Genomic DNA, 20,740 nt, shown 5'->3' on the forward strand with positions numbered 1-20,740 from the left:
AGGGACATGCCCGAGGCATACCCGTCAGCACAGCCCGCCTCCGTCGGCGGGCTTTTTCATTGTGGCGCGCCAGCGGCTGGCAAGCCGATAGCCACGCGGAGGCGCGCTTGGCGACGCCATTGACCCTGCCCGGCATCTGCTGGCCATTGCAGGCAAGCACGGGCCATCTTGCCATGACGACACAGCACATCACGGGCCACTTCCGCGCCGGCGCGGGCCTGGACGCCATCGTCCTGTGCGATGTGCAACCCGCCGGCAAGTTTCGCAACGGCGCGGCGCGCCACTGGTGCCGCACCCATCAATGCTACTGGGGCACGCGGGCGGACGTCGACGGCTTGCAGGCAACGCGGCAGCTGCGCTGCCGCCAGCACGCCAGCCCCATGGGTTATGTGCTGTATCCGGAACTGTTCGACACCAGCCAGTTTCACGCCATCACCGTGCGCCAGGCTGCAACAGGCCTGCTGCAGCTGCGCGCCCGCGCCGGTGCCGGCGGCGCCCTGTTCAGCCGCGACGTGCCGGCCCTGGCCATCGATTGCCGCACCCTGCCCGGCCTGTTTCACCCCGACATCGTGCAGCTGAACATCACGCCGCCGGCCGCGCACGCCTTCGCCGCCGCGCTGCAAGCCGGCGTGCCGCTCGGCTGCAGCGACTGCGCCCGCTGCGGCCACCCGCACCTGGACCTGGGCGATTTCGCGCTGGCGCCGCACCGCCGCCATACGTGCGGCCACTGCGGCCACGACGCCACGCACAGCCCCGGCGCCATCGTTTCGACGCCCCTGTGGCGCTTGCGCGAATACGCCAGACGCGCGCCCGCACGCATCGCGCAATGCTTCTGAAGGTGCGCTTGGCCACAGTCAGGGCTGGCGCCAGCGCGTAGACTGGCCGCATCACCACCACGAGGACAGCCCCATGCCACACGCGCAACACCAGGACGAGGACGGCCAGTCAGGCGACGCAGGCGATTTGTCCGATCTGCTCAGCGAATTGCGCATCCTCCTGCCCGGTGCGCAGATGCTGACGGCCTTCCTCATCATCCTGCCATTCAATGGCGGCTTCGCCAAGATCGTGCAGGCGGAAAAGATCGTCTTCCTGCTGACGTTTTTTCTTTCCATGACCAGCCTGGTGTTGCTCAGCGCGCCAGCCATCCAGCACCGCGTGATGCGCCCGCTGCAAGACCGCGAACGCTTCAAGCGCGTGGCTGACCGCATCATGATGGCCGGGGCGTTGTCGCTGGCGCTGGCGTTTATCCTGGGCACGAACCTGGTGATCTCGGAAGTCTTCGGCCACATCGCCGGCATCGTCGCCTGCGCGCTGATGGGCTCACTCATCATCTGCATGTGGTGGTGGCTGCCCCTGCATTTGAAGCACGCCAGGAAAATCTAGGCGGCTACGCCCGCCTGTTCCAGCAAGGTTGCGCGGAAAATTCCCACCAGCGGGCGCAGGTTGACCTTGTGCCAGGCCAGCCACAGCGGCGTGCGATAGCTGAACCATGGCAAGGCGCGCACGACGACGCCGGCCGGCGCGTGCTGGCGCAGGCTATGCTGGATCATGGCCATGCCCAGCCCGGCCGCCACCAGGCCCAGCGCCGTCAGCGGTTCCGTCGCTTCCAGGCGGATATCGGGCGTGAAGCCGGCGCGCGCGCAGGCGGCGACGAAATTATCGTGTTTCAACGCGCTTTCCTTGTGCAGCACGGCAATCCATTCCTGGCCCGCCAGATCGGCGGGGGTCAGCTCGGCCTTGGCCGCCAGCGGATGCGTCTCCGGCAAGGCCAGCAGCATGGGGTCGCTCAGCACCTGCGCGCAATCGAGGTCGGGGTCATTCGGCAGCGGCGGTTCGCACAGCAGGGCGATGTCGAGGCTGCGCTGGCGCAAGCCTTCGATCTGCTCGGCCGAATGCAGGTTGTACAGGGCGATGTGCACTTGCGGCCGCGTGGCGCGCAAGGCGCGCAGGCCGTCCGGCAAGACGCCCGCATGCATGGCGTTCTCGATATAGCCGATGCACAGCCCCCCTTCATCGCCGCGCCCCAGCCGCTTCGCCAGCGCTTCCAGGCGGTTGCCATGGGTAATGAAGGCGCGCGCTTCGGCCAGGAAGGTGTGGCCGTCGCGCGTCAAACGGATGCGCTGGGCGCTGCGCTCGAACAGGGTCAGGCCCAGCTTGTCTTCGAGCTGGGCGATCTGCCGGCTCAGCGGGGATTGGGAAATATGCAGGCGCTCGGCGGCGCGCCCCACGTGTTCTTCCTCGGCGACGGCGATGAAGTATTGCAACTGGCGGATATCAAGCATGTCAGACCTTATAGGACTCAAGTTGCGCCAATTATGTCTTGGACAGGCTTAACTTGTCCAGCTATTCTGTCTCTACTCCTCCACACATTGAAAGAAAACACCATGACAATCAAACACTTACTGACAGGCAAACTGGGTTTCGGCACGGCGCCGCTGGGCAATATGTTCCGCAACATTCCTGAAGCCGAGGCGCTGGCCACCGTCGACGCGGCCTGGGACAGCGGCATCCGCTACTTCGACACGGCCCCGTTCTACGGCGCCGGGCTGGCCGAACTGCGCCTGGGCGCGGCCCTGAAACAGCGCCGCCGCGACGATTATGTCTTGAGCACCAAGGTCGGCCGCCTCATCCTCGATGAACTGGAAGACCCGGCTGCCCGCGAACTGGGCGAAAAAGGCGGCTTGTTCGAATTCGGCCGCAAGAACAAGATCGTCGACGATTACTCGGCCGACGCCACCCTGCGCTCGATCGAAGACAGCTTGAAGCGCCTGGACACGGACCGCCTCGACATCGTCTGGGTGCACGACATCGCGCAGGATTTCCACGGCGACAACTGGCTGGCGCAGTTCGAGATTGCCCGCACGGGCGCCTTCCGCGCGCTGACCCGCTTGCGCGAAGAAGGCGTGATCAAGGCCTGGGGCGTGGGCGTGAACAAGGTGGAACCGCTGGAACTGACCCTGGGCCTGGCCGAAGCGCAGCCCGACGCCTTCCTGCTGGCCGGGCGCTACACCCTGCTCGACCATGAACGGGCGCTGCAGCGTCTGATGCCGGCCGCGGCAGCGCAAAACGTCGACATCGTCGTCGGCGGCCCCTACAGTTCGGGCATCCTGGCCGGCGGCGCGCATTTCGAATACCAGAAGGCCTCGCCCGCGATCATCGCCAAAGTGGAACGCATCAAGGCCATCGCCGCGCGCCATGGCGTCAGCGTGAAGGCGGCCGCCCTGCAATTCTCGCTGGCCAACCCGGCCGTGGCCGCCGTGATCCCCGGCGCCAGCCGCCCGGAACGCCTGGCCGAAGACCTGGCGGCATTGAACAGCGTCATCCCCGCCGCCTTCTGGCAAGACATGCGCGCCGAACAGCTGGTGTCGGCCTTCGCCCCGCTGCCAGGCGACGCCATCTAATTAATATAGACACAAGGAACTCAGCATGGCACATACCACCACTTCGATCGACATCGCCGCCACGCCGGCGCAAGTATGGCAACTGATAGGCGGCTTCAATTCGCTGCCCGACTGGCTGCCCTACATTCCCAGCAGCACCCTCAGTGAGGGCGGCCGCATCCGCCACCTGGCCAACCCGGCCGGCGACGTCATCGTCGAGCAGCTGGAAACGTACGACAATGCGGCGCGCAGCTACAGCTATTCCATCCTGCAGGCGCCGTTTCCCGCCAGCGATTACTTATCGACCTTGCAAGTGGAAGCACTTGCCGGCGGCGATGGCGCCAGGGTCACTTGGTCGGGCCGCTTTACGCCCGTCGGCGTGAGCGAGCAGGAAGTGACGGAGCTGTTCCACGGCATTTATGCGGCCGGCCTGGAAGCGCTGCAGCAATCGTTGCGCAAGTCATCCGGCAACTAGCGGCAATTCCGCCACAGAGCGATTTTCTTCACCGCCTCTGTGGCGGAATCCGGCGCTTTCCGTGTTATCGTTAACAACAAGGACAAGCGATAGCATGTGCAGTGCAGCATATTTTGGCCGGCCGCCGGCAGAACTTGCCCGAATCTTTTACAATATTGTCTGTGGGCAGCTATTCCAGCCCGAAATGCCGGGCGGTTTCCTGCTCCTTGCCTTTCTTCACTTCGCATCCGGTGGCGCATTGCCATCCCTGCGGCTGAGCCACAGCACGCTACTTCACCCGGTTCCACCGTTACCCTACCAATAAGAACATGCACGCATCCGTAGATCCCCTGATTCCGCGCGTCACCGCGCCTTTTGGCGCCGGTTACGCCGACCTGGCCCTGGCCATCGGCGGCCTCGCCATCGGCACGGGCGAATTCGCCTCCATGAGCATCCTGCCCGTGGTGGCCGACGACCTGGGCACCACCTTGCCGCAGATGAGCCACATGATCAGCGCCTACGCGCTGGGCGTGGTCATCGGCGCGCCCCTGATCACGATCTTCCTGGCGCGCATGCCGCGCCGGCTGATGCTGATCTGTCTGATGCTGATGTTCGCTGGCGGCAACTTGCTCAGCGCCATCGCGCCCAACTACGGCTTGCTGGTCGTCGCCCGTTTCGTTGCCGGCATCCCGCACGGCGCCTATTTCGGCGTGGCGGCGCTGGTGGCGGCCGCGCTGGCCGAACCGGACAAGCGGGGCCAGGCCGTCGCGCGCGTCCTGATGGGCTTGACTGTGGCAAATATCTTCGGCGTGCCGCTGGCCACCTACATCGGCCAGACCCTGGGCTGGCGCTCGGCCTTTTTGCTGGTCGCCGCGCTGGGCTTGCTGACCATGCTGATGGTGCGCATCTTCGTGCCCATGGTCGCCGCCGGCGACTCGAGCCCGCGCCGCGAACTGGGCGTGTTCCGCCGCCTGCAAGTGTGGCTGACCCTGCTGATGGTGGCGATCGGCTTCGGCGGCATGTTCGCCGTCTACACCTTCATCACGCCAACCTTGCTGGAAATCACGAAAGTCTCGCCCCTCGTCATTTCCATCTTGCTGGCCATCATCGGTATCGGCATGACGGTGGGTAATCTGATCGGCGGCTGGCTGGCCGACCGCTCGCGCCTGTGGACCATCTTCGGCGTGCTGCTGTGGAACGTGGCCGCGCTGGCCGCCTTCACCTATACCAGCAGCAATGTGTGGTTGACGGCGATCAACCTGTTCGCCATCGGCGCCGGCATCGCCGTCGCCCCGGCCGTGCAGACGCGCTTGATGGACGTGGCCGGCGACGCGCAAACCGTGGCCGCCGCCCTCAACCATTCCGCCTTCAACATCGCCAACGCGCTGGGCGCCTGGGCCGGCGGCATTGCCATCGCCATGGGCATGGGCTTGCGCTCGACCGGCTGGGTCGGCGCCATGCTGGCCTGCGGCGGCATCGTCGTGCTCGGCATTTCCGTGCTGGTGGAAAATCGCAGCCGCAACCTGGGCGGCGCACAGCCGGCCTGATGAGTTAAGCGGGCGGCGGCCTGATCAGGCTGCCGCGCATTTGCCTGCGGCTAGCTGGCCAGGGCAAACGCCACCGCCGCCTCGCAATGAATGGCCGTCGTATTAAATAGCGGCACATCCACATCGCCCTGCCGGATCAGCAGCGGTATCTCCGTACAGCCCAGTATCACGCCCTGCGCGCCTTGCAGCCGCAATTTCTCGATGACGTCCAGGAAAATTTTCCGGCTGGCGTCGGTAAAGATATTCTGCACCAGTTCCGTGTAGATAATGTCGTGGAGGATGTCCTGGTCGGCCGCATCGGGCGTCACCGTGGCGATGCCCAGCTGCTCCAGCGCCTGGTGATAGAAACTGCCTGCCATCGTCTGCTTGACACCCAGCAAGCCCACCGTACGCAGGCCCGACTGTCGCACTGTTTTCGCCGTTTCCTCGACGATGCTGATGAACGGCAAGCCGATCCGCGGCACGATGGCCGGCGCAAAGCGGTGAGCGCCATTCGCGCACAGCAGGAAGAAATCCGCGCCCATGCCTTGCAAGCGCCGTCCTTCGCCAATCAGGAATTGCTCGATGGCGTGGGAGTCCGCTTGCGCCGCATGCGCGACGAAATCGGCCTGGTCGATACTGACCAGCAGGATGCGGGCGCTGTGCGCGGGCCCGATGCGCGCCACCAGCATTTCATTGATGAGCCGGTAGTATTCCAGCGTCGAGGCCCAGCCGATGCCGCCGATGAGCCCTATCGTCTTGTCTTGCACCGTGTTTCCCCTGCGAGATGAGTTGCGCAAATTATACGGCGGCCAGCGCCGGTCATGCGCTGCCCATCAAGCGTCCAGCCACAGGAACAAGGCCTTGTCCGGCGTGGCGCACTGCTGCCATTTCGATTGCAATTCCAGCAGGAATCCGGCCAGGTCGACGGGATTGACCTCCAGGCCGGCCCACGGCGCGGTCTGCGCCCATGCCACGGCGATATCGGCCAGGTTGTCGGCCGTCATCCGCTCGAACGCCAGCGCAATCGCGGCGTTGCACACGTAAAGTTCGCGTCCCGGGATAGGCACGGGCCGGATGGCAGGTGCCGCCGAGTGGGTCAGCAATTGCCCCAACGACGCAAAATCGAGTTCGCCGGGCAAGGTGATGCCGGTGACGGGAAAGGAATCGACGGCCTCCTCCCAGCTGGCACATGCGTGCATCCCGGCGTGGGAACAGACAAAAATATCGATTTTCTTCATGTATTCAAATCATGCATCAGTACAACTGTTTGTTGATAAGCTCAGTCAATTGCGCATCGACTTTTTCCGCCTCCAGCACAATGGCATGTAAGTCCACCAATGCATACCGGACTTCATCCTGATGCCCGCCTGGATAGCCGCTGACGTGCACCACTTGCTGCGTGTACGGAAGGATGGCCCAGCGGCCATGGGCAAAACGGTTCCGCTTGAGACTGATCGACTTCGCTGCCGCATGCCACGCATGGCACTCCAGCAGAAAATCGGCGCGCTCCTGATGCAGTACGTCGACGAAGCACAGGAAAAAATCCAGCTTTTTTGCAAAATGGCAGTGCGACAATGCCGCTTCCGATGTTCCCATCCTGGCAGTGACAGCCATCACCACAAGATTGAGCGTCAGATTCAATTCTATGCGGGAGAAAACAAAAAACAGCTTGCCCAGGCAGCGGCTGGCAAAATCTTCCAGATCTTCAGCGGTCAACTCCCCTTCGGGTATCGGCAACAAGGCGGCTCTCCTTCCTTTCATTGTGTTGCATGGCACTCGCGGCGCTCAAGCGCAAGGCACACCCTGCCGGTTCGACTTCTCGCGGTCATACAGCCGTTCAAAGGTGCCAACATCGCCTGCTTCTGCCCACAAGCTTGCGATGTAGTCAAATTCCCGCTCGAACGGCTGCTGAAAATCGGCCACGTCCGTCGCATACTCGCAATTGCGGCTCAGCATGACCAGCCAGTCGGGATAGCCCAGCGCCGGATACAAGCGGGTCAATATGGCATCGAGCGACTGCACGCTTTCCCGGCCCGCCAGGTAGGCGGCGCGCAGTTCGGCGATGTATTTGCCCGCCAGAAATTGCGCATTCAGCCGCCCGGCACCTCGGTAGCGCTCGATGATCGCCTCGGCCAGCGGCAGCACTTCGCCGGCCCCCCTTGCGCTGGCCAGCAGCACGATCTCCAGGTCGTCGCCTTCCTGGTCCAGGCCCAGGCGCTGCACGGCCCAGTCCACGCAGCGGTCAGCCTGGGCAAAGCCCATGCTGAGCTGGAAAGCGGCAATTTCAAGTTCTGTCAGTTGTTCCATGTTTTTTCATTCGAGTGCAGTGACGGCCATGCCGAGTCCGGCCTTACGCGAGATTCAGCATCTTTTGCAACACCGCATCGAGCTCATAGAAGTCCACGGGCTTGGTCAGGTGCAAGTCAAACCCCGCGTCGGAGGCCATCTTGCGGTCCTTGTCCTGGCCCCAGCCTGTCACGGCGACGAGGATGGCATCTCGACCGCACGGCTGGGAGCGCAGCAGGCGCGCCACCTCGTAGCCATTCATGTGCGGCAGGCCGATGTCGAGCAGGATGACTTGCGGCAGAAACGTTTGCGCCGCCGCCATGCCGGCCGCGCCGTCGTAAGCCGTCTGCACTGCGTAGCCGAGGATGTCGAGCGCCAGTGCCAGGCTTTCGGCGGCATCGGCGCTGTCGTCGATGACGAGTACCTTGCCTTCACGCGTGCCGGCCAGCAGGCGCCGGTCGACAGGGGGCGGCGGCGCCAGCGGCACGGCGGGCAGCGGCAGGCGCAACTCGAACGTGCTGCCCTGCCCCACGCCATCGCTGTGCGCGCTGACACTGCCGCCGTGCAATTCGGCCAGGCCGCGCACCAGCGACAGGCCGATGCCCAGGCCGCCCTGGGCGCGCGACAGGGCCGGCTCCAGCTGGGAAAACATGTCGAAGACGGTTTCCAGGTGCTCGGGCGCAATGCCGATGCCCGCGTCGCGCACGCTGATGCACACCTCGCTGGCCGTGCAGCCGACAGCCAGCCAGATCGCGCCGCCCGGCGGCGTGTACTTGACGGCGTTGGTCAGCAGGTTGGCGATCATCTGGCCCAGGCGCGTGGCGTCGGCGTCGAGCCAGATGGCTTGCGGCCATTGCTCCACGTGCACGCTGTGGCCGGACTGCGCGACCAGGCCCGCCACGCTGTGCAGCGCCGCCTCCACCACGGGCGCCAGTTCCACGCTGTCGCGGCGCAGTTCCAGGCGGCCGCGCGTGATGCGCGACACTTCCATCAAGTCATCGACCAGGTGCGTCATGTGGCCCACCTGGCGCCCCAGCACGTCGCGCGCCCAGCACAGCTGCGGATCGTCCAGCTGCGCCAGCCGCAATACTTCCAGCACGTTGCGCATCGGCGCCAGCGGGTTGCGCAGCTCGTGCGCCAGGGTCGCCAAAAACTCGTCCTTGCGCCGGTCGGCGGCCGCCAGCTGCTCGTTGAGCACGCCAGCCTCGGTGCGCGCCAGTTGCAGTTGCTGCTCGTATTTGCGGCGGTCGCTGGCGACAAAGACGGCGATCTCGTCGTAGCGCACGCCGTCGTGCACCCGGCGCACGGCGTTGAACAGCATGGGGATGGCTTGCCCCTGGCGCTGGCGCATGTCGAGCAGCACTTCCGAGACGCTGCCCTGCACCTGCATCAGCGGCAGCCAGTGCGTCTGGTGGAACACCCGCCCGCCGATGGTCAGCAAGTCCTGCAGTTTCTTTTTGCCGATCAATTCCCCTGCGCCATAGCCGAGCCAGCCGCAAAAGGTGGCGTTCGCCTGCACGATGGTGCCGTCGCTGCTGCACAACAGCAAGCCGCAGGCGGCATGCTGGAACAGGGTATGGGCGTCAGGCAAGGAAGGCATGGCGTCGCGCATCACAGGTGCAGTCCGTCGAGAAAGTGGCGGATGGCGCGGTAGCTGGCGTCAGGCGCACTCATATGCGGGCAATGGCCCACATTCTCGACCACTTGCAGGCTGCTGAGCGGCAACATCTCGCGCAGGTAATGTCCCACGGACGGCGGCGCGATGAAGTCGTCGCTGCATTGCACGACCAGGGCCGGCGTGCTGTTGCGCGGCAAGACGGCGCGGTGGTCGGACAGAAAGGTCGCTTGCGCGAAATGCCGGGCGATGGCGGGATCGGTGCGGCAAAAGCTGCGCGCCAGGTCGTCGCCCAGCGCGGGCTGCCCGGGCGCGCCCATGATGGCGGGCGCCATGCCGGCGGACCAGCCCAGGTAATTGCTGTCCATGGCATTGAGCAAGTCGTCGATATCGGCGCGGCTGAAGCCGCCACGGTAGCCGGCCGCTTCATCGTCGATATAGCATGGCGATGGCGCCAGCATGACCTGTGCGGCAAACAGCGGCGGTTCGGCGATACTGGCCAGCAAGGCGCTCATGGCGCTGACGGAATGGCCGACGCAAATGACGGGGCCGCCGCCGACGGCATGGATGACCCGGCGCAGATCGGCGCCATGGGCGTCGAGCCGGGCATAGCTATCGAAATCATAGGCGCCGAGGTCGGACGCGCCACTGCCGAGCAGGTCGAACAGCACGGTGCGGTAGCGCGGGCGGAACAGCGGTTCCAGGTAACGCCACATGGTCTGGTCGCAGCCAAAGCCATGCATGAATACCATGGTGGCTGCCGCGCCCGCTTGTGGCGCCTGCGTGGCCTCGCTGACGCGGACATTGTGACGATCTTCTATGCGCATGCCGGTTCAGCCTTGAATATTTCCATGTGGAATGTAAGTTAGCATCTTGCTAGTATCTTAGCATGCGCATTTTATGCAAGGCCAGCAGCATCGCTGCTGGACAAACGGGGCGCCTCGGCGGATAATGAGAACGATTCCCATTATCAAACTACCGGACCTGCGTCCGGTGTAACTCTGTGCGCCGCGATGGCGCCCGCTGGCGGCAACAAGCCGGTTTTATTTTGAAGGTTTGTACCGCATGCGCGCTTTCTGGACTGTCATACACCGCTGGGCCGGCCTGACCATCGCCCTCTTCCTCATCGTTGCCGGACTGACGGGCGCCATCACCTCGTGGGACCACGAACTCGACGAATGGCTCAACGCGGACATCATGGAAACGCCGGGCCGTGGCCCCCTGCAGCAGCCGTTTGCGCTGGCGCAAAAAGTCGCTGCCGCCGACCCGCGCGCGCAAGTCAATTACATGACCCTGGGACTGGAAGAAGGCCACGCGGCCGCCTTCATGGTGCGTCCGCTGACGGATCCGGCCACCAACAAACCGTTCGTGCTCGACTACAACACCGTCTACATCGACCCCGTCACGGCGCAGATCACGGGCACGCGCGACTCGACCGCCATTTCCCTGTCGCGCCGCAGCCTGATGCCCTTCCTGCGCCATCTGCACTACAGCCTGCACGTGCCCGCCTTCTGGGGCACGGACCGCTGGGGCTACTGGCTGATGGGCAGCGTGGCCCTGATCTGGCTGCTCGACAGCATGGTGGCGTTGTACCTGACCACGCCGCGCCGTTTGCGCCCGCGCGCGCACGACGAGGCGCCGCGCCACCGCGACGCCGCCGGCTGGTGGCAGCGCTGGAAACCGTCGTGGGTGGTGCGCTGGGCGGCCGGCGGCTACAAGCTCAACTTCGATCTGCACCGCGCGGGCGGCCTGTGGGTGTGGATCATCCTCATCGTCGTCGCATTCACGTCGTTCTCGCTGAACCTGTACCGCGAAGTGTTTTACCCCGTCATGTCGCTCGTCTCGACCACCACGCCGGGTCCGTATGAAACGCAGACGCCGGCACCGTACGGCACGTATATCGAGCCCGCCATCGGCTTCGAGCAGGCGGTAGACATTGCCAAAAAACAAGCCGTGCAGCGCGGCATCACCGCCCCTATCGGCGGCATTTATTACGGCGGCAATTATTCGTTCTACAACGTCTCCTTCTTCGACCCGGCCGACGAATTCGGCACGGCCGGCATGGGCTTGTCGAACCTGTACGTCGATGGCATGGACGGCACCATCATCGGCCAGCACAAGCCGTGGGAAGGCACGGCCGCCGACGTCTTCGTGCAACTGCAATTCCCGCTGCACTCGGGCCGCATCCTCGGCATGCCGGGGCGCATCATGATGTCCTTCATGGGCGTGATGGTGGCGATGCTGTCGGTGACGGGCATCGTCATCTGGGAACGCAAGCGGCGCTCGCGTCGGCTGCAGGCGAAGAAGGCCATAAAATCCGCCTGAGCCTGAAACAGCAACTTCATCAGGGCACAAACGGCCTGGCCCTCTCCCGCGCGCCAGCCCGTGCCGCCACAGCTTGCCACCGGCATGCATACGCCCGCGACGGGCGAGACCATCGCACCTCTGCACTTTGCTACACGGTAGCTGGCACATGCCGGCTGCTGTGCGTCCGTCATCCAGACAACTGACCATTCCCCGCGCAGCACCCTCAAACGCAGTTAACTTGCATTAACATTGGGTGCCAGCTATTATTGCAACTCAATTGCATTTATAACGCCACGCGTCTGCTATTTCTGCCGCCAGCAACGCTTTCCACCCCTTTTCAGAGAGACCTATGCGCCATCACGTATTCGCAGCCGCCATGCTGTCCACCGCCCCGATCGCCTACGCGGCGGACGACGTCACCCTGCAAACCATCAAGGTGCGGGCGGACCGGCCATCATCCATCGACAGCGTCGTCACCGTCGAGAATGACCAGCTTCAGAACAGGACCCTGGGCGGCATGCTCGAACATGTCTCGGGCGTACAAAGCAGCGCCTTCGGGCCGAATGCCGGCGCGCCCGTGATTCGCAGCCTGAGCGGTAGCCGCGTGCAGATCCTGGAAGACGGCCAGTCCATCCTCGGCATGAATGCGCTCAGCGGCGACATCAACATCCCTTTCGATCCGCTCTTCGTGCGCAGCGTAACCGTGAACAAGTCGTCGGATAGCGTGCGTTACGGCGGCAATGCCATCGGCGGCAGCGTCGACGTCGACTCCGGCATCGTGTCCAGGAAGATGGAAGACAAGGAGAAGGACCTGGAACTGGTCCTGCGCAAGGGCGTCAACGATGCCGATGCCCAGGGCTTGCGCATGAACTTCAACGATGGCAAGCACTTCTCGACCAATCTGCAGATGTCATTCCAGAAGATCGGGCATTACGCTATTCCGGGCAACAGCAAGGCAGGCGTGTGCAACAGCGGGCTGTTCCCGGTGAAAGGCGGCGTGAATACCTTCCTGGCCGACAGTTGCCAGAAGGAGGCGCGGATCCAGCAGATCTATAACAAGTCCTCGCAACCGTATATCGACCAGTTCATGACGGAAAATCCGGACTGGGCGGACGGTGATTTTTCCTTTTACACCAATCACCCGACCTCCGTCTGGCAGCGCAAGACCTACGTCAATCCCGCCAACCCCGCTTACGTGCCGGGCACGCCCATGACGGTGCAGAACAAGATCAACAAGGATGTGACCCCCGATTACCACAAGAAACTGGGAAACAGCTACGCCAGCAATTCCCATTTCGCCGTCGGCACGACCTACTTTTTCGAGCGGGGCTACGTGGCCGCCAGCCTCGATACCAAGGACAGCAAGTACGGCGTCCCGGGCTTTTCCATGGAAAACCAGTCGTTCGGCTCGAATTACGCCGAGGGCCTGCCGGTCGGCGTCGTCATCAAGCAGGATAAATATGCGCTGGAAGCGCTGCTGCGCGATCCCCTTGCGTATCTTGAAAGCGCGCAGCTGCGCGTGTCGCGCCTGAACAATGCATCGGGAGAACGCCTCGGCGCCGCCACGGCGAATGACTACCAGTTCGACACCAATCAGGCCGAACTGCTGCTTGCGCAGCGGCGCGCTGGCCCGTTGAGCGGCTTGCTTGGCCTGAGCCATCGGGTCCGGGAGATCACCGGCAGCGGCCCGCAGCTGTACCTGCCCGATACGAGCACGGTCAGCAGCGCGCTATTCGTCAAGGAAAGCCTCGACTTCGACTGGGCCACCTTCGATGCCGGCTTGCGCCATGAAAAAGTGGAGCATGAAATACGCAAGAGCCAATTCAAGACGTCCAGGAATGCGAGCAACTCCAAACTCGAGGACAAGGCGTTCAGCCTGAACAGCTATAGCCTGGGCACCTCGGCCAAGCTTGGCCCGCTTTTCGGTGCGAAGATGCGCTATGCAGCGTCGGAACGGGCGCCCGATGTCAATGAGCTGTATGCGAGCAACCGGCACTATTCGATCATGACCCAGGAAGAGGGAAACCAGAAACTCAAGGCTGAACGCGCCAGGAATACCGAGCTCACCGCCTTGTTCGGCCATCGCGGCTTCAACCTGTCCGCAACCGGCTACGTCATGAAATACGAGAATTATCTCTACCTTGGCCACTCGGGTGCCCAGATGGCGAATCGCCTGCCCTTGAAGTACTGGAAGCAGACCGATACGACGGTCAGGGGATTCGAGGTCGACGCTTCCCAGGCGCTGCGGCTTGGCGGCTACGGCAAGCTGGACATCTCCGTGTTTGCAGACCTGGTCAAGAACAAGGCGGACAATCCGGACAAGCTGCGCGCACACAATGACGGCGCCTACCTGCCCAATATGCCCACCAACCGCTACGGCGCCAATGTGCTGTGGGAAAACAAGGGCTGGAAAACCAGGCTTTCCGGCACCCGCTACGACAAGCAGCAGTACCTGGGCAAGAGTGTCAGCGAGGAAGTCCCGCTCGATGGCTACACCATGGTGAACTTCCAGGTGAGCCGCGAGATCCGGGTGCCGAATGCGCCGTTTGCCGGCATCGAGGTATTTATCAGCGGCACCAACCTGCTCGATGCAGATGCCCGGCCGCATAATTCGCCACTGAAATACATCGCGCCCTTGCCAGGCCGGGGTTTCCAGCTTGGAGTGAATGCCAGGCTGTAACGGGCCTTGGCGCGGTGCAACATGCGGGGGTGCTGCGCCCGCGCGGGCGTGCGGGCGCAGTCGGCACGAATCTGCGACACGCCCAGGCAACGCCGCCCTGGGCGCCTCTCGGGCCCGCGATCGCGACCCCCACCGGGACGCTTAAATGGCGCTGTCCCACGGCGCTGACAGCCGCACGGCGCAGTTGATCAAGCCCACCATCGAATACGTCTGCGGAAAATTGCCCCACATCTCGCCCGTCACGGGGTGCGTGTCTTCCGACAGCAGGCCCAGGTGATTGCGCGCCATCAACATCGTTTCAAATATCTTGCGCGCCTCGTCCTTCCTGCCGATGCGCGCCAGCGCGTCGATGCGCCAGAAGGTGCAGATATTGAAGGCGGTCTCGGGCTTGCCGAAGTCGTCGGGCGCCTCGTAGCGGCGCATGTAGGGGCCGTCGCACAGCGACGCTTCCAGCGCATCGACGGTGGCGATGAAGCGCGGGTCCATGGGGTCGATGAAGTTGACTTCCGCCATCAGCAGGACCGAGGCATCGAGGTCGCGCCCGCCCAGGCTTTCCGCGAACGCCTGGCGCTCCTCGCTCCACGCTTCGCGCAGCAGGCGTTCGCGGATCAGCACGGCGCGGCTGCTCCAGTGCTCGGCCCGGTCGGGCAAGCCCAGCTTGTGCGCCACTTTCGCCAGGCGGTCGCAGGCGGCCCAGCTCATCAGCATCGACGAGGTGTGGACGCGGGCCCGCGTGCGCAGCTCCCACATGCCCGCGTCCGGTTCCGCATGGAGGCGGAACGCCTGGTCGCCCACGGCTTCCAGCGCGGCAAACTCCGCCTTGCCGGCCCGGTGGAACAGCCGGTGGTCGAGGAAAGCCTGCGCCGCACCGAGCACGATATTGCCGTACACATCGTGCTGGAAGTGTTCCTGCGCCTGGTTGCCCACGCGCACGGGGCCATTGCCGCGGTAGCCGGGCAAGTGGTCAAGCATGGATTCGGGCAACTGCTCTTCCAGGCCGATGCCGTACAGGGGCTGGATGTGGCCGCCCTTCGAGCGGGCGACGATATTCGTCAGCCAGCGCAAATACTCTTCCATGGTGCCCACTTCGGACAGGCTGTTCAAGGCGCGCACGACGAAGAAGGCGTCGCGCAGCCAGCAGTAGCGGTAATCCCAGTTGCGGCTGCTGCCCGGTGCTTCGGGGATGCTGGTGGTCATGGCGGCGATGATGGCGCCCGTGTCTTCATACAAGGACAGCTTCAAGGTGATGGCGGCGCGGATGACCACGTCCTGCCATTCCAGCGGCACGGCCAGCCGGCGCGTGTAGGTGCGCCAGTAATTGATGGTGTCCTTTTCGAAGATGCGCGCCGTCTCGTCGATGCCGCCGGCCAGGGTTTCATCGGGACCCAGCAGGAAGTTGGCGGTGCTCCCCAGCACGAAATAGGTTTCGCTCAAGACATAGTTGAGCGACACGTCCGTGTTCAGGCGCAGGGTCTGTTCCGGCCCCACATAGCGGATGTGGTGGCTGCCCTGCGTGATCTGCGGCGCCAGCCGGCCCCAGTCGTAGCGGGGACGCAGGCGCACGCGGATGCGCACGGCCCGGTCCAGCGGACGCACGCGGCGGATCAGCATCAGCGGGCGGAACATGCGGTCGCGGCTGAGGAAGCGCGGCGCGAAATCCGTGATTTCCACGCCGCGCCCGTCCGTGTCGTACAGGCGCGTGCGCAGCACGGCCGTGTTCGGCTCATAAAACTGTTCGCTGCGGGCAAAGTTTTCAATATCGATGCCCCACACGCTGCCGTTTTCCGAGGCGTCCAGCAAGCTGTTGAAGACGGGGTCGCCATCGAAACGGGGCAGGCACGACCAGACGACCTGCCCTGCCTGGTCGATCAGGGCGCTGAACGCGCAATTGCCCACCACGCCGCAATTCAGGCTGGCCTGGATGGGCGTGACAGGTGCCGACGCGGCCGTGACCGTGACCGTGACCGCGGCGGCCAGTGTGCCGGCGGCGGCGCTGGGCGTTGCATGGGACTGCTCATGGGATGTCGTCATCGGCTACTCCTGAATGGGGGATGGGGCGGCCGGCAAGGCCGCTTGCAGCAAGATCGCGCGCAAGGCAGCGGGGCTGGTCAGGCGCAGGACGGCGGCGCTGGGGCCGCTGCCCACTTTCACGCCCTGCCCGCCCGCCTGTTGTACATGGGCAAAGCCGGCCTCGTCGGTGGTGTCATCACCCGCGAACACGGGCTGGCGGCCGGCAAACGGCGCTTCCGCCATGAAGGCGGCGATGGCGCCGCCCTTGTCGGTGGCGGCCGGCTTGGCTTCCAGGACCATTTTGCCATGCAATAGCAAAATCCCGGGGCACGCTTGCACGGCCGCCGTCATTTCCTGCACGCACAGCGGCTCCAGCTGCGGCGCCAGCCGGTAATGCAGGGCCACGGCGCCGCGTTTCTGCTCGACCAGCAAACCCGGGTGGCGCTCCGCCAGCGCCTCGGCGCGCGCCAGCACGGGCGACACCTCGGGCGTGGGCGCCAGATGCAGGCGGCCGTCGGCGCTGCGCCGCTCCACGCCATGCACGCCAGCAACCGGCAGGCGCAAGGGCGCCAGCATGGCGTCGATCTGCGCCACGGGGCGACCGGAAATGATGGCCAGCGCGCCGCCGTGGCGTTCGGCCAGCAGCGCCAGCGCGTGCGCCACGCCCGGCGCCACGCGCACGCCGTCGGGCGTGGGCGCCAGGTCGACCAGGGTACCGTCGAAATCGAGGAAGACGGCACTACCGGACGCGCTCAGCAGCTGCAACAGGGCGGCGCTATCGTCGATGAGAGGCTCCATCAGATCCCCTTGCGCCGCTTGATGCGGCTGTGGGCGTCGATCTTGGTCATGACCTTGTCGCGCTGGCGCAGGCGGGCCGCGTCGAGCAGCATGCGCCCGGCCCAGCGGTAGACATTGAAATGCTTGACTCTGGCCCGCATGCTCTTCATGCGCTCGCGCTGCTCCACGGGCGGCATCACGAGGGCGCGGTACAGGGCGTCGGCGCCCTGCTCGATGTGATACGGGTTGATGATCAGCGCCTCGTGCAGCTCGCGCGCGGCGCCCGTGAATTGCGACAGCACCAGCACGCCCATCTCGTCGTCGCGCGCGGCAATGAATTCCTTGGCCACCAGGTTCATGCCGTCATGCAAGCTCGTCACCATGCACACTTCGGACGCGCGGAAATAGCGCTGCAAATCGTCCTGGCCGTGGTGCTCGGCCTTCAGCAGGATGGGCACGTAGTTGCCGCTGCCGAAACGCCGGTTGATGCGTTCGACCATCTTGCGCACCCTGGCATCGAAGCTTTGATATTCATCGAGCGAAGCGCGGCTGGGCGCGGCGATCTGCACAAACGTGAAGTTCCCCACCATGCCAGGCTGCTGTTCCAGCATGCGCTCGACGGCCTGGAAGCGCTCGACGATGCCTTTCGTGTAATCGAGGCGGTCGACGCCGATGCCCAGCAGGTGGTCCGATGCCACGCCCAGTTCGCCGCGAATCTGCGCACGGCAGGTGGCCACGTCGGGCTGTCCGGGACTGTCGTCGGGCCAGGCGATGGAAATCGGGTAATCCTCGATCTGCGTCATCTCGCCGCCGTAGGAAATCACCGACGCTTCCGGCTCGATGCGCGTTTCCAGGTAGCGGTCCACCGTTTCGAGGAAATTCTTGCGGTGAAATGGCGTGTGGAAGCCGAGGATGGTACTGCCCAGCAAGCCATCGAGGATTTCCTCGCGCCACGGACAAATGCCGAACGATTCCGAGTTCGGCCACGGGATATGCCAGAAAGTGATAATCGTCGCCTTCGGCAAGGCTTCGCGCACCATGCGCGGCAGCAAGGCAAAGTGATAATCCTGCACCAGCACGACGGGATTGTCCGTCTTCGCCTCGGCGATCACGGCGTCGGCGAAGCGGCGGTTGACCTTCACGTACTGCTCCCAGTCGGACGAGCGGAACACGGGGCGCACGTGGGCGATATGGCACAGCGGCCACATGCCTTCATTGGCGAAACCATAATAATAGCCCTGCTCTTCCTCTTCCGTCAGCCACACGCGGCGCAAGGTGTAGCTGGGGTTGTCGGGCGGCACGGGCACGTGGTCGAGCTTATCCACGGTCTCGCGGTCGGCCGAGCCGGCGCCGTGCGCGATCCAGGTGCCGGAACAGGCGCGCATCACCGCTTCCACGGCCGTCACCAGGCCGCTGGCCGGGCGCTGCACGGCAATACCAGCTTCCGTTTTGGTGTGGATATACGGTTCGCGGTTCGACACCACCAGCACCTGGTCGCCCGCCAGGTCCGCTTCGAGCAGGGCGCGCAGCTTTTCCGGCGTCCAGTCCGACGACCAGCCATTGTCGCCCTGGCGCTCCAGATGGTATTCCTGCAGCAATTCGCGCAGGTCGCCGATCAGCGGCTGCATTTCCGGCGGCGGGGCCGGCGTGGCGGCCGGTGCGCTGGCCGCATCGGCCGGCGCGGCCAGGTTCTTTTTCGTCAGCAATTCACCGCGCAGGATGTCCTTCACGGCCGCCAGCCAGCCGCGCCAGCTCAGGTGCGCCACGAACACGGTCATCAGGGAAATCAGCACGGCCAGCACGGCCAGGAAGGCAAAGATGAAGCGCTTGGTATCGGTATTGCGGCGCTCGACAAAGCTCATGTCCTGCACCAGCACGAGGCGGCCCAGCTGCGACGCATCCTGCATGACGGGCGTTTCGCTGATGTGGACCTGGCCTTGCGGCAATTGCGCGAGCGATTTGTACAGGCCGCCCGTCGATGGCGTGCTCCAGCAGCCGATCGAAGCGGGGTACTCGAGGGATTGGTAGAGCAAGTGGCCCGCGTTGTCGCAAAAGCCGATGGCGATCAGGCGTTCGTCGCGCGTGGCGCCCTGGAACAGTTCGCCGATGCGGCTGGCGTCGTGGGCGGGCAGGTATTCGGTGAGCGAGGGTCGGAGGGTGCCTGCGAGCAATTCCGCCCGGCTGTCGAGGTCGCGCACATACCAGCGCAGGGTGATATTGTCCAACAGGGGTACCACGATATAAGCAAACAATCCCAGCACCAGGGCCAGCGGCAGGATGAAGCGCAAGGACATTCGGAGTGATCGTACTATCATCGTTTTCCTTTGCAAACACAAAAAGCATGGCAAGTATGACTATGTTTCCAGTACGGCGACGCCCGTTTGCTTTCCGTATCGAAACGTCAGCGTGGGATGGCGCACCGCAGCAATTGCTTCCAGTATCTACCTGCATGGCGACCTTATCCGTTCGGCAACGCACGTCCCCGCTTTCTCGTCTGCCCGTAAAATAGAACGTTCCGACATCCATTTCACTTAACTACAAGGAGTTTTCGCCTATGGATCTCAGCACGTTTCACTCGCTGATGGGAGGCCCGCTGCGCTCGGCGCTGACCGTGCTCGTTTCCGCCCTGCTCGTCACCCTGGTCGCCATCGGCGTGCACCGGGCCGGCATCGGCTTGCTGAAAAGACTGGCCAACGGCCGCCCGTTCACCACCAACGCCACGCGCGTGGCCTTCCGCGCCAGCCAGCTGTGCGTGATCGTCTTCGGCCTGCGCATGGTGCTGGCCGGCGCGCCCGACGACACGCCGGGCTTGCTGGCCATGTCGCATGTCACCAGCGTGGCATTGATCATCGCGCTGACCTGGCTGGCCATGCAATGCATCCAGGCACTCTCCATCACGATTTCCGAAGTCAACCCCGTCGACGTGGCCGACAACCTGCGCGCGCGCCGCCTGATCACCCAGGCCCGCGTGCTGACGCGCAGCGCGCACGCCATCGTCGTCATCCTGGGCCTGGCTTTCGTCTTGCTGACCCTGCCCGGCGCGCGCCAGATCGGCGCCAGCCTGCTGGCGTCGGCCGGCGTGGCGGGCCTGGTGGCCGGTATCGCCGCCCGCCCCGTGCTCGGCAATTTCATCGCCGGCCTGCAGATTGCGTTTTCGCAACCGATCCGCATCGATGACGTGCTGATCGTCAATGGCGAATGGGGCAAGGTCGAGGAAATCAAGGGCACGTACGTGGTCGTGCGCGTGTGGGACGAGCGCCGCCTGATCGTGCCGCTGCAGTGGTTCATCGAAAATCCGTTCGAGAACTGGACGCACAGCTCGTCGACCCTGCTGGGCACGGTGTTCCTGTGGCTCGATTTCAGCATTCCGCTCGAGCCGCTGCGCGCCGAACTCGCGCGCATCTGCGAAGCGGCGCCGCAATGGGACCGGCGCGTCTGCACCGTGCAGGCGACGGACTCGAACGAACGGGCCGTGCGCGTGCGCTTCCTGATCAGCGCGCAAGATTCGGGCACGGCCTTCGAGCTGCGCTGCATCGTGCGCGAGCAGATGCTGGCCTTCATCACGGCCAACTATCCGCACGGCCTGCCGCGCCTACGCTCCACGCACGATCCGATCGAGGTGCGCGAGATGCAGGCGCAGAACGATAGCGTCTCGCTGCACAAGGCCTGAAAAACCTGCGGCGCGCTGCCCGCGCCCACCTG

General features: G+C 64.4%; 18 protein-coding genes. 8 read left to right on the top strand and 10 right to left on the bottom strand.

The annotated features are described in order from the left end of the window. The first annotated feature begins 107 nt into the window (after positions 1-107). Together O0880_RS13365 and O0880_RS13370 are read left to right on the top strand one after the other, a co-directional pair. Positions 108-836 carry a hypothetical protein gene (locus tag O0880_RS13365; RefSeq protein WP_289886882.1) on the top strand — a complete coding sequence of 243 codons (729 nt, stop codon included), beginning with the start codon at positions 108-110 and terminating at the stop codon, positions 834-836. Between the two features lie 73 nt (positions 837-909). Next, positions 910-1,383, top strand: a complete 474-nt coding sequence (locus O0880_RS13370) for a DUF6328 family protein (RefSeq protein ID WP_289886883.1) — start codon at positions 910-912, stop codon at positions 1,381-1,383. Here O0880_RS13370 and O0880_RS13375 read toward each other — a convergent pair. Next, positions 1,380-2,282, bottom strand: coding sequence for a LysR family transcriptional regulator (locus O0880_RS13375; protein ID WP_289886884.1), 903 nt, complete (start codon positions 2,280-2,282; stop codon positions 1,380-1,382). The two genes, O0880_RS13370 and O0880_RS13375, sit on opposite strands and share 4 nt — an antisense overlap. A 102-nt stretch (positions 2,283-2,384) precedes the next feature. Between O0880_RS13375 and O0880_RS13380 the strand changes: the two genes are divergently transcribed. The 3 genes from O0880_RS13380 to O0880_RS13390 all read left to right on the top strand — a co-directional run bounded on the left by O0880_RS13380 (position 2,385) and on the right by O0880_RS13390 (position 5,381). Continuing rightward, complete coding sequence (locus tag O0880_RS13380; protein ID WP_289886886.1) at positions 2,385-3,401, top strand: aldo/keto reductase; 1,017 nt, start codon at positions 2,385-2,387, stop codon at positions 3,399-3,401. Between the two features lie 25 nt (positions 3,402-3,426). Beyond that, a complete protein-coding gene (locus O0880_RS13385) occupies positions 3,427-3,855 on the top strand; it encodes an SRPBCC family protein (protein WP_289886888.1) in 429 nt (142 codons plus the stop codon). 308 nt (positions 3,856-4,163) lie between these two features. After that, a complete protein-coding gene (locus O0880_RS13390; RefSeq protein ID WP_289886890.1) occupies positions 4,164-5,381 on the top strand; it encodes an MFS transporter in 1,218 nt (405 codons plus the stop codon). A 50-nt stretch (positions 5,382-5,431) separates the two neighbouring features. Here the strand turns inward: O0880_RS13390 and O0880_RS13395 are convergent, their stop codons facing one another. From O0880_RS13395 to O0880_RS13420, 6 genes are all read right to left on the bottom strand, one after another. Beyond that, on the bottom strand, positions 5,432-6,130 hold the full coding sequence (locus O0880_RS13395) for an amino acid racemase (protein WP_289886892.1): 699 nt from the start codon (positions 6,128-6,130) through the stop codon (positions 5,432-5,434). 66 nt (positions 6,131-6,196) lie between these two features. After that, complete coding sequence (locus O0880_RS13400) at positions 6,197-6,601, bottom strand: hypothetical protein (RefSeq protein ID WP_289886893.1); 405 nt, start codon at positions 6,599-6,601, stop codon at positions 6,197-6,199. A 16-nt stretch (positions 6,602-6,617) separates the two neighbouring features. Next, positions 6,618-7,103, bottom strand: a complete 486-nt coding sequence (locus O0880_RS13405) for a hypothetical protein (protein WP_289886895.1) — start codon at positions 7,101-7,103, stop codon at positions 6,618-6,620. A gap of 45 nt (positions 7,104-7,148) precedes the next feature. Continuing rightward, on the bottom strand, positions 7,149-7,670 hold the full coding sequence (locus O0880_RS13410) for a hypothetical protein (RefSeq protein ID WP_289886896.1): 522 nt from the start codon (positions 7,668-7,670) through the stop codon (positions 7,149-7,151). Positions 7,671-7,713: 43 nt separating this feature from the next. Beyond that, the gene (locus tag O0880_RS13415) at positions 7,714-9,249 is read right to left on the bottom strand and encodes an ATP-binding protein (protein ID WP_289886897.1); all 1,536 of its coding nucleotides are present in this window, start codon (positions 9,247-9,249) and stop codon (positions 7,714-7,716) included. Between the two features lie 11 nt (positions 9,250-9,260). Further along, positions 9,261-10,091 (bottom strand): alpha/beta hydrolase, encoded by an 831-nt coding sequence (locus O0880_RS13420; RefSeq protein WP_071323796.1) that lies wholly within the window; start codon positions 10,089-10,091, stop codon positions 9,261-9,263. A gap of 238 nt (positions 10,092-10,329) precedes the next feature. On the opposite strand from O0880_RS13420, the gene O0880_RS13425 reads away from it, so the two are divergent. Together O0880_RS13425 and O0880_RS13430 are read left to right on the top strand one after the other, a co-directional pair. Next, a complete protein-coding gene (locus tag O0880_RS13425; protein WP_289886898.1) occupies positions 10,330-11,589 on the top strand; it encodes a PepSY-associated TM helix domain-containing protein in 1,260 nt (419 codons plus the stop codon). Between the two features lie 358 nt (positions 11,590-11,947). Next, the gene (locus O0880_RS13430; protein WP_289886899.1) at positions 11,948-14,251 is read left to right on the top strand and encodes a TonB-dependent receptor; all 2,304 of its coding nucleotides are present in this window, start codon (positions 11,948-11,950) and stop codon (positions 14,249-14,251) included. Positions 14,252-14,392: 141 nt separating this feature from the next. Here the strand turns inward: O0880_RS13430 and O0880_RS13435 are convergent, their stop codons facing one another. Genes O0880_RS13435 through O0880_RS13445 form a run of 3 tightly spaced genes read right to left on the bottom strand, consistent with a single transcriptional unit; the run spans position 14,393 to position 19,332 of the window. Beyond that, complete coding sequence (locus O0880_RS13435; protein WP_289886900.1) at positions 14,393-16,282, bottom strand: glycoside hydrolase family 15 protein; 1,890 nt, start codon at positions 16,280-16,282, stop codon at positions 14,393-14,395. 3 nt (positions 16,283-16,285) lie between these two features. Beyond that, a complete protein-coding gene (otsB, locus tag O0880_RS13440; RefSeq protein WP_289886903.1) occupies positions 16,286-17,059 on the bottom strand; it encodes a trehalose-phosphatase in 774 nt (257 codons plus the stop codon). Beyond that, the gene (locus O0880_RS13445) at positions 17,059-19,332 is read right to left on the bottom strand and encodes a trehalose-6-phosphate synthase (protein ID WP_289886905.1); all 2,274 of its coding nucleotides are present in this window, start codon (positions 19,330-19,332) and stop codon (positions 17,059-17,061) included. The genes otsB and O0880_RS13445 overlap by 1 nt, the downstream gene beginning before the upstream one ends. A 260-nt stretch (positions 19,333-19,592) precedes the next feature. Here O0880_RS13445 and O0880_RS13450 point away from each other — a divergent pair, with 260 nt between their 5' ends. Continuing rightward, complete coding sequence (locus O0880_RS13450; RefSeq protein ID WP_071323800.1) at positions 19,593-20,708, top strand: mechanosensitive ion channel domain-containing protein; 1,116 nt, start codon at positions 19,593-19,595, stop codon at positions 20,706-20,708. Positions 20,709-20,740 lie beyond the last annotated feature (32 nt).

The organism is Janthinobacterium sp. SUN118, assembly GCF_030397695.1.
Taxonomy (GTDB): domain Bacteria; phylum Pseudomonadota; class Gammaproteobacteria; order Burkholderiales; family Burkholderiaceae_D; genus Janthinobacterium.

What these genes read in the sequence shown, in the direction of transcription:
- O0880_RS13370 (WP_289886883.1), top strand. Translation starts at nt 910, where the DNA reads ATGCCACACGCGCAACACCAGGACGAGGACGGCCAGTCAGGCGACGCA.
- O0880_RS13375 (WP_289886884.1), bottom strand. Translation starts at nt 2,282, where the DNA reads ATGCTTGATATCCGCCAGTTGCAATACTTCATCGCCGTCGCCGAGGAA.
- O0880_RS13380 (WP_289886886.1), top strand. Translation starts at nt 2,385, where the DNA reads ATGACAATCAAACACTTACTGACAGGCAAACTGGGTTTCGGCACGGCG.
- O0880_RS13385 (WP_289886888.1), top strand. Translation starts at nt 3,427, where the DNA reads ATGGCACATACCACCACTTCGATCGACATCGCCGCCACGCCGGCGCAA.
- O0880_RS13390 (WP_289886890.1), top strand. Translation starts at nt 4,164, where the DNA reads ATGCACGCATCCGTAGATCCCCTGATTCCGCGCGTCACCGCGCCTTTT.
- O0880_RS13400 (WP_289886893.1), bottom strand. Translation starts at nt 6,601, where the DNA reads ATGAAGAAAATCGATATTTTTGTCTGTTCCCACGCCGGGATGCACGCA.
- O0880_RS13410 (WP_289886896.1), bottom strand. Translation starts at nt 7,670, where the DNA reads ATGGAACAACTGACAGAACTTGAAATTGCCGCTTTCCAGCTCAGCATG.
- O0880_RS13415 (WP_289886897.1), bottom strand. Translation starts at nt 9,249, where the DNA reads ATGCCTTCCTTGCCTGACGCCCATACCCTGTTCCAGCATGCCGCCTGC.
- O0880_RS13420 (WP_071323796.1), bottom strand. Translation starts at nt 10,091, where the DNA reads ATGCGCATAGAAGATCGTCACAATGTCCGCGTCAGCGAGGCCACGCAG.
- O0880_RS13425 (WP_289886898.1), top strand. Translation starts at nt 10,330, where the DNA reads ATGCGCGCTTTCTGGACTGTCATACACCGCTGGGCCGGCCTGACCATC.
- O0880_RS13430 (WP_289886899.1), top strand. Translation starts at nt 11,948, where the DNA reads ATGCTGTCCACCGCCCCGATCGCCTACGCGGCGGACGACGTCACCCTG.
- O0880_RS13435 (WP_289886900.1), bottom strand. Translation starts at nt 16,282, where the DNA reads ATGACGACATCCCATGAGCAGTCCCATGCAACGCCCAGCGCCGCCGCC.
- otsB (WP_289886903.1), bottom strand. Translation starts at nt 17,059, where the DNA reads ATGGAGCCTCTCATCGACGATAGCGCCGCCCTGTTGCAGCTGCTGAGC.
- O0880_RS13445 (WP_289886905.1), bottom strand. Translation starts at nt 19,332, where the DNA reads ATGTCCTTGCGCTTCATCCTGCCGCTGGCCCTGGTGCTGGGATTGTTT.
- O0880_RS13450 (WP_071323800.1), top strand. Translation starts at nt 19,593, where the DNA reads ATGGATCTCAGCACGTTTCACTCGCTGATGGGAGGCCCGCTGCGCTCG.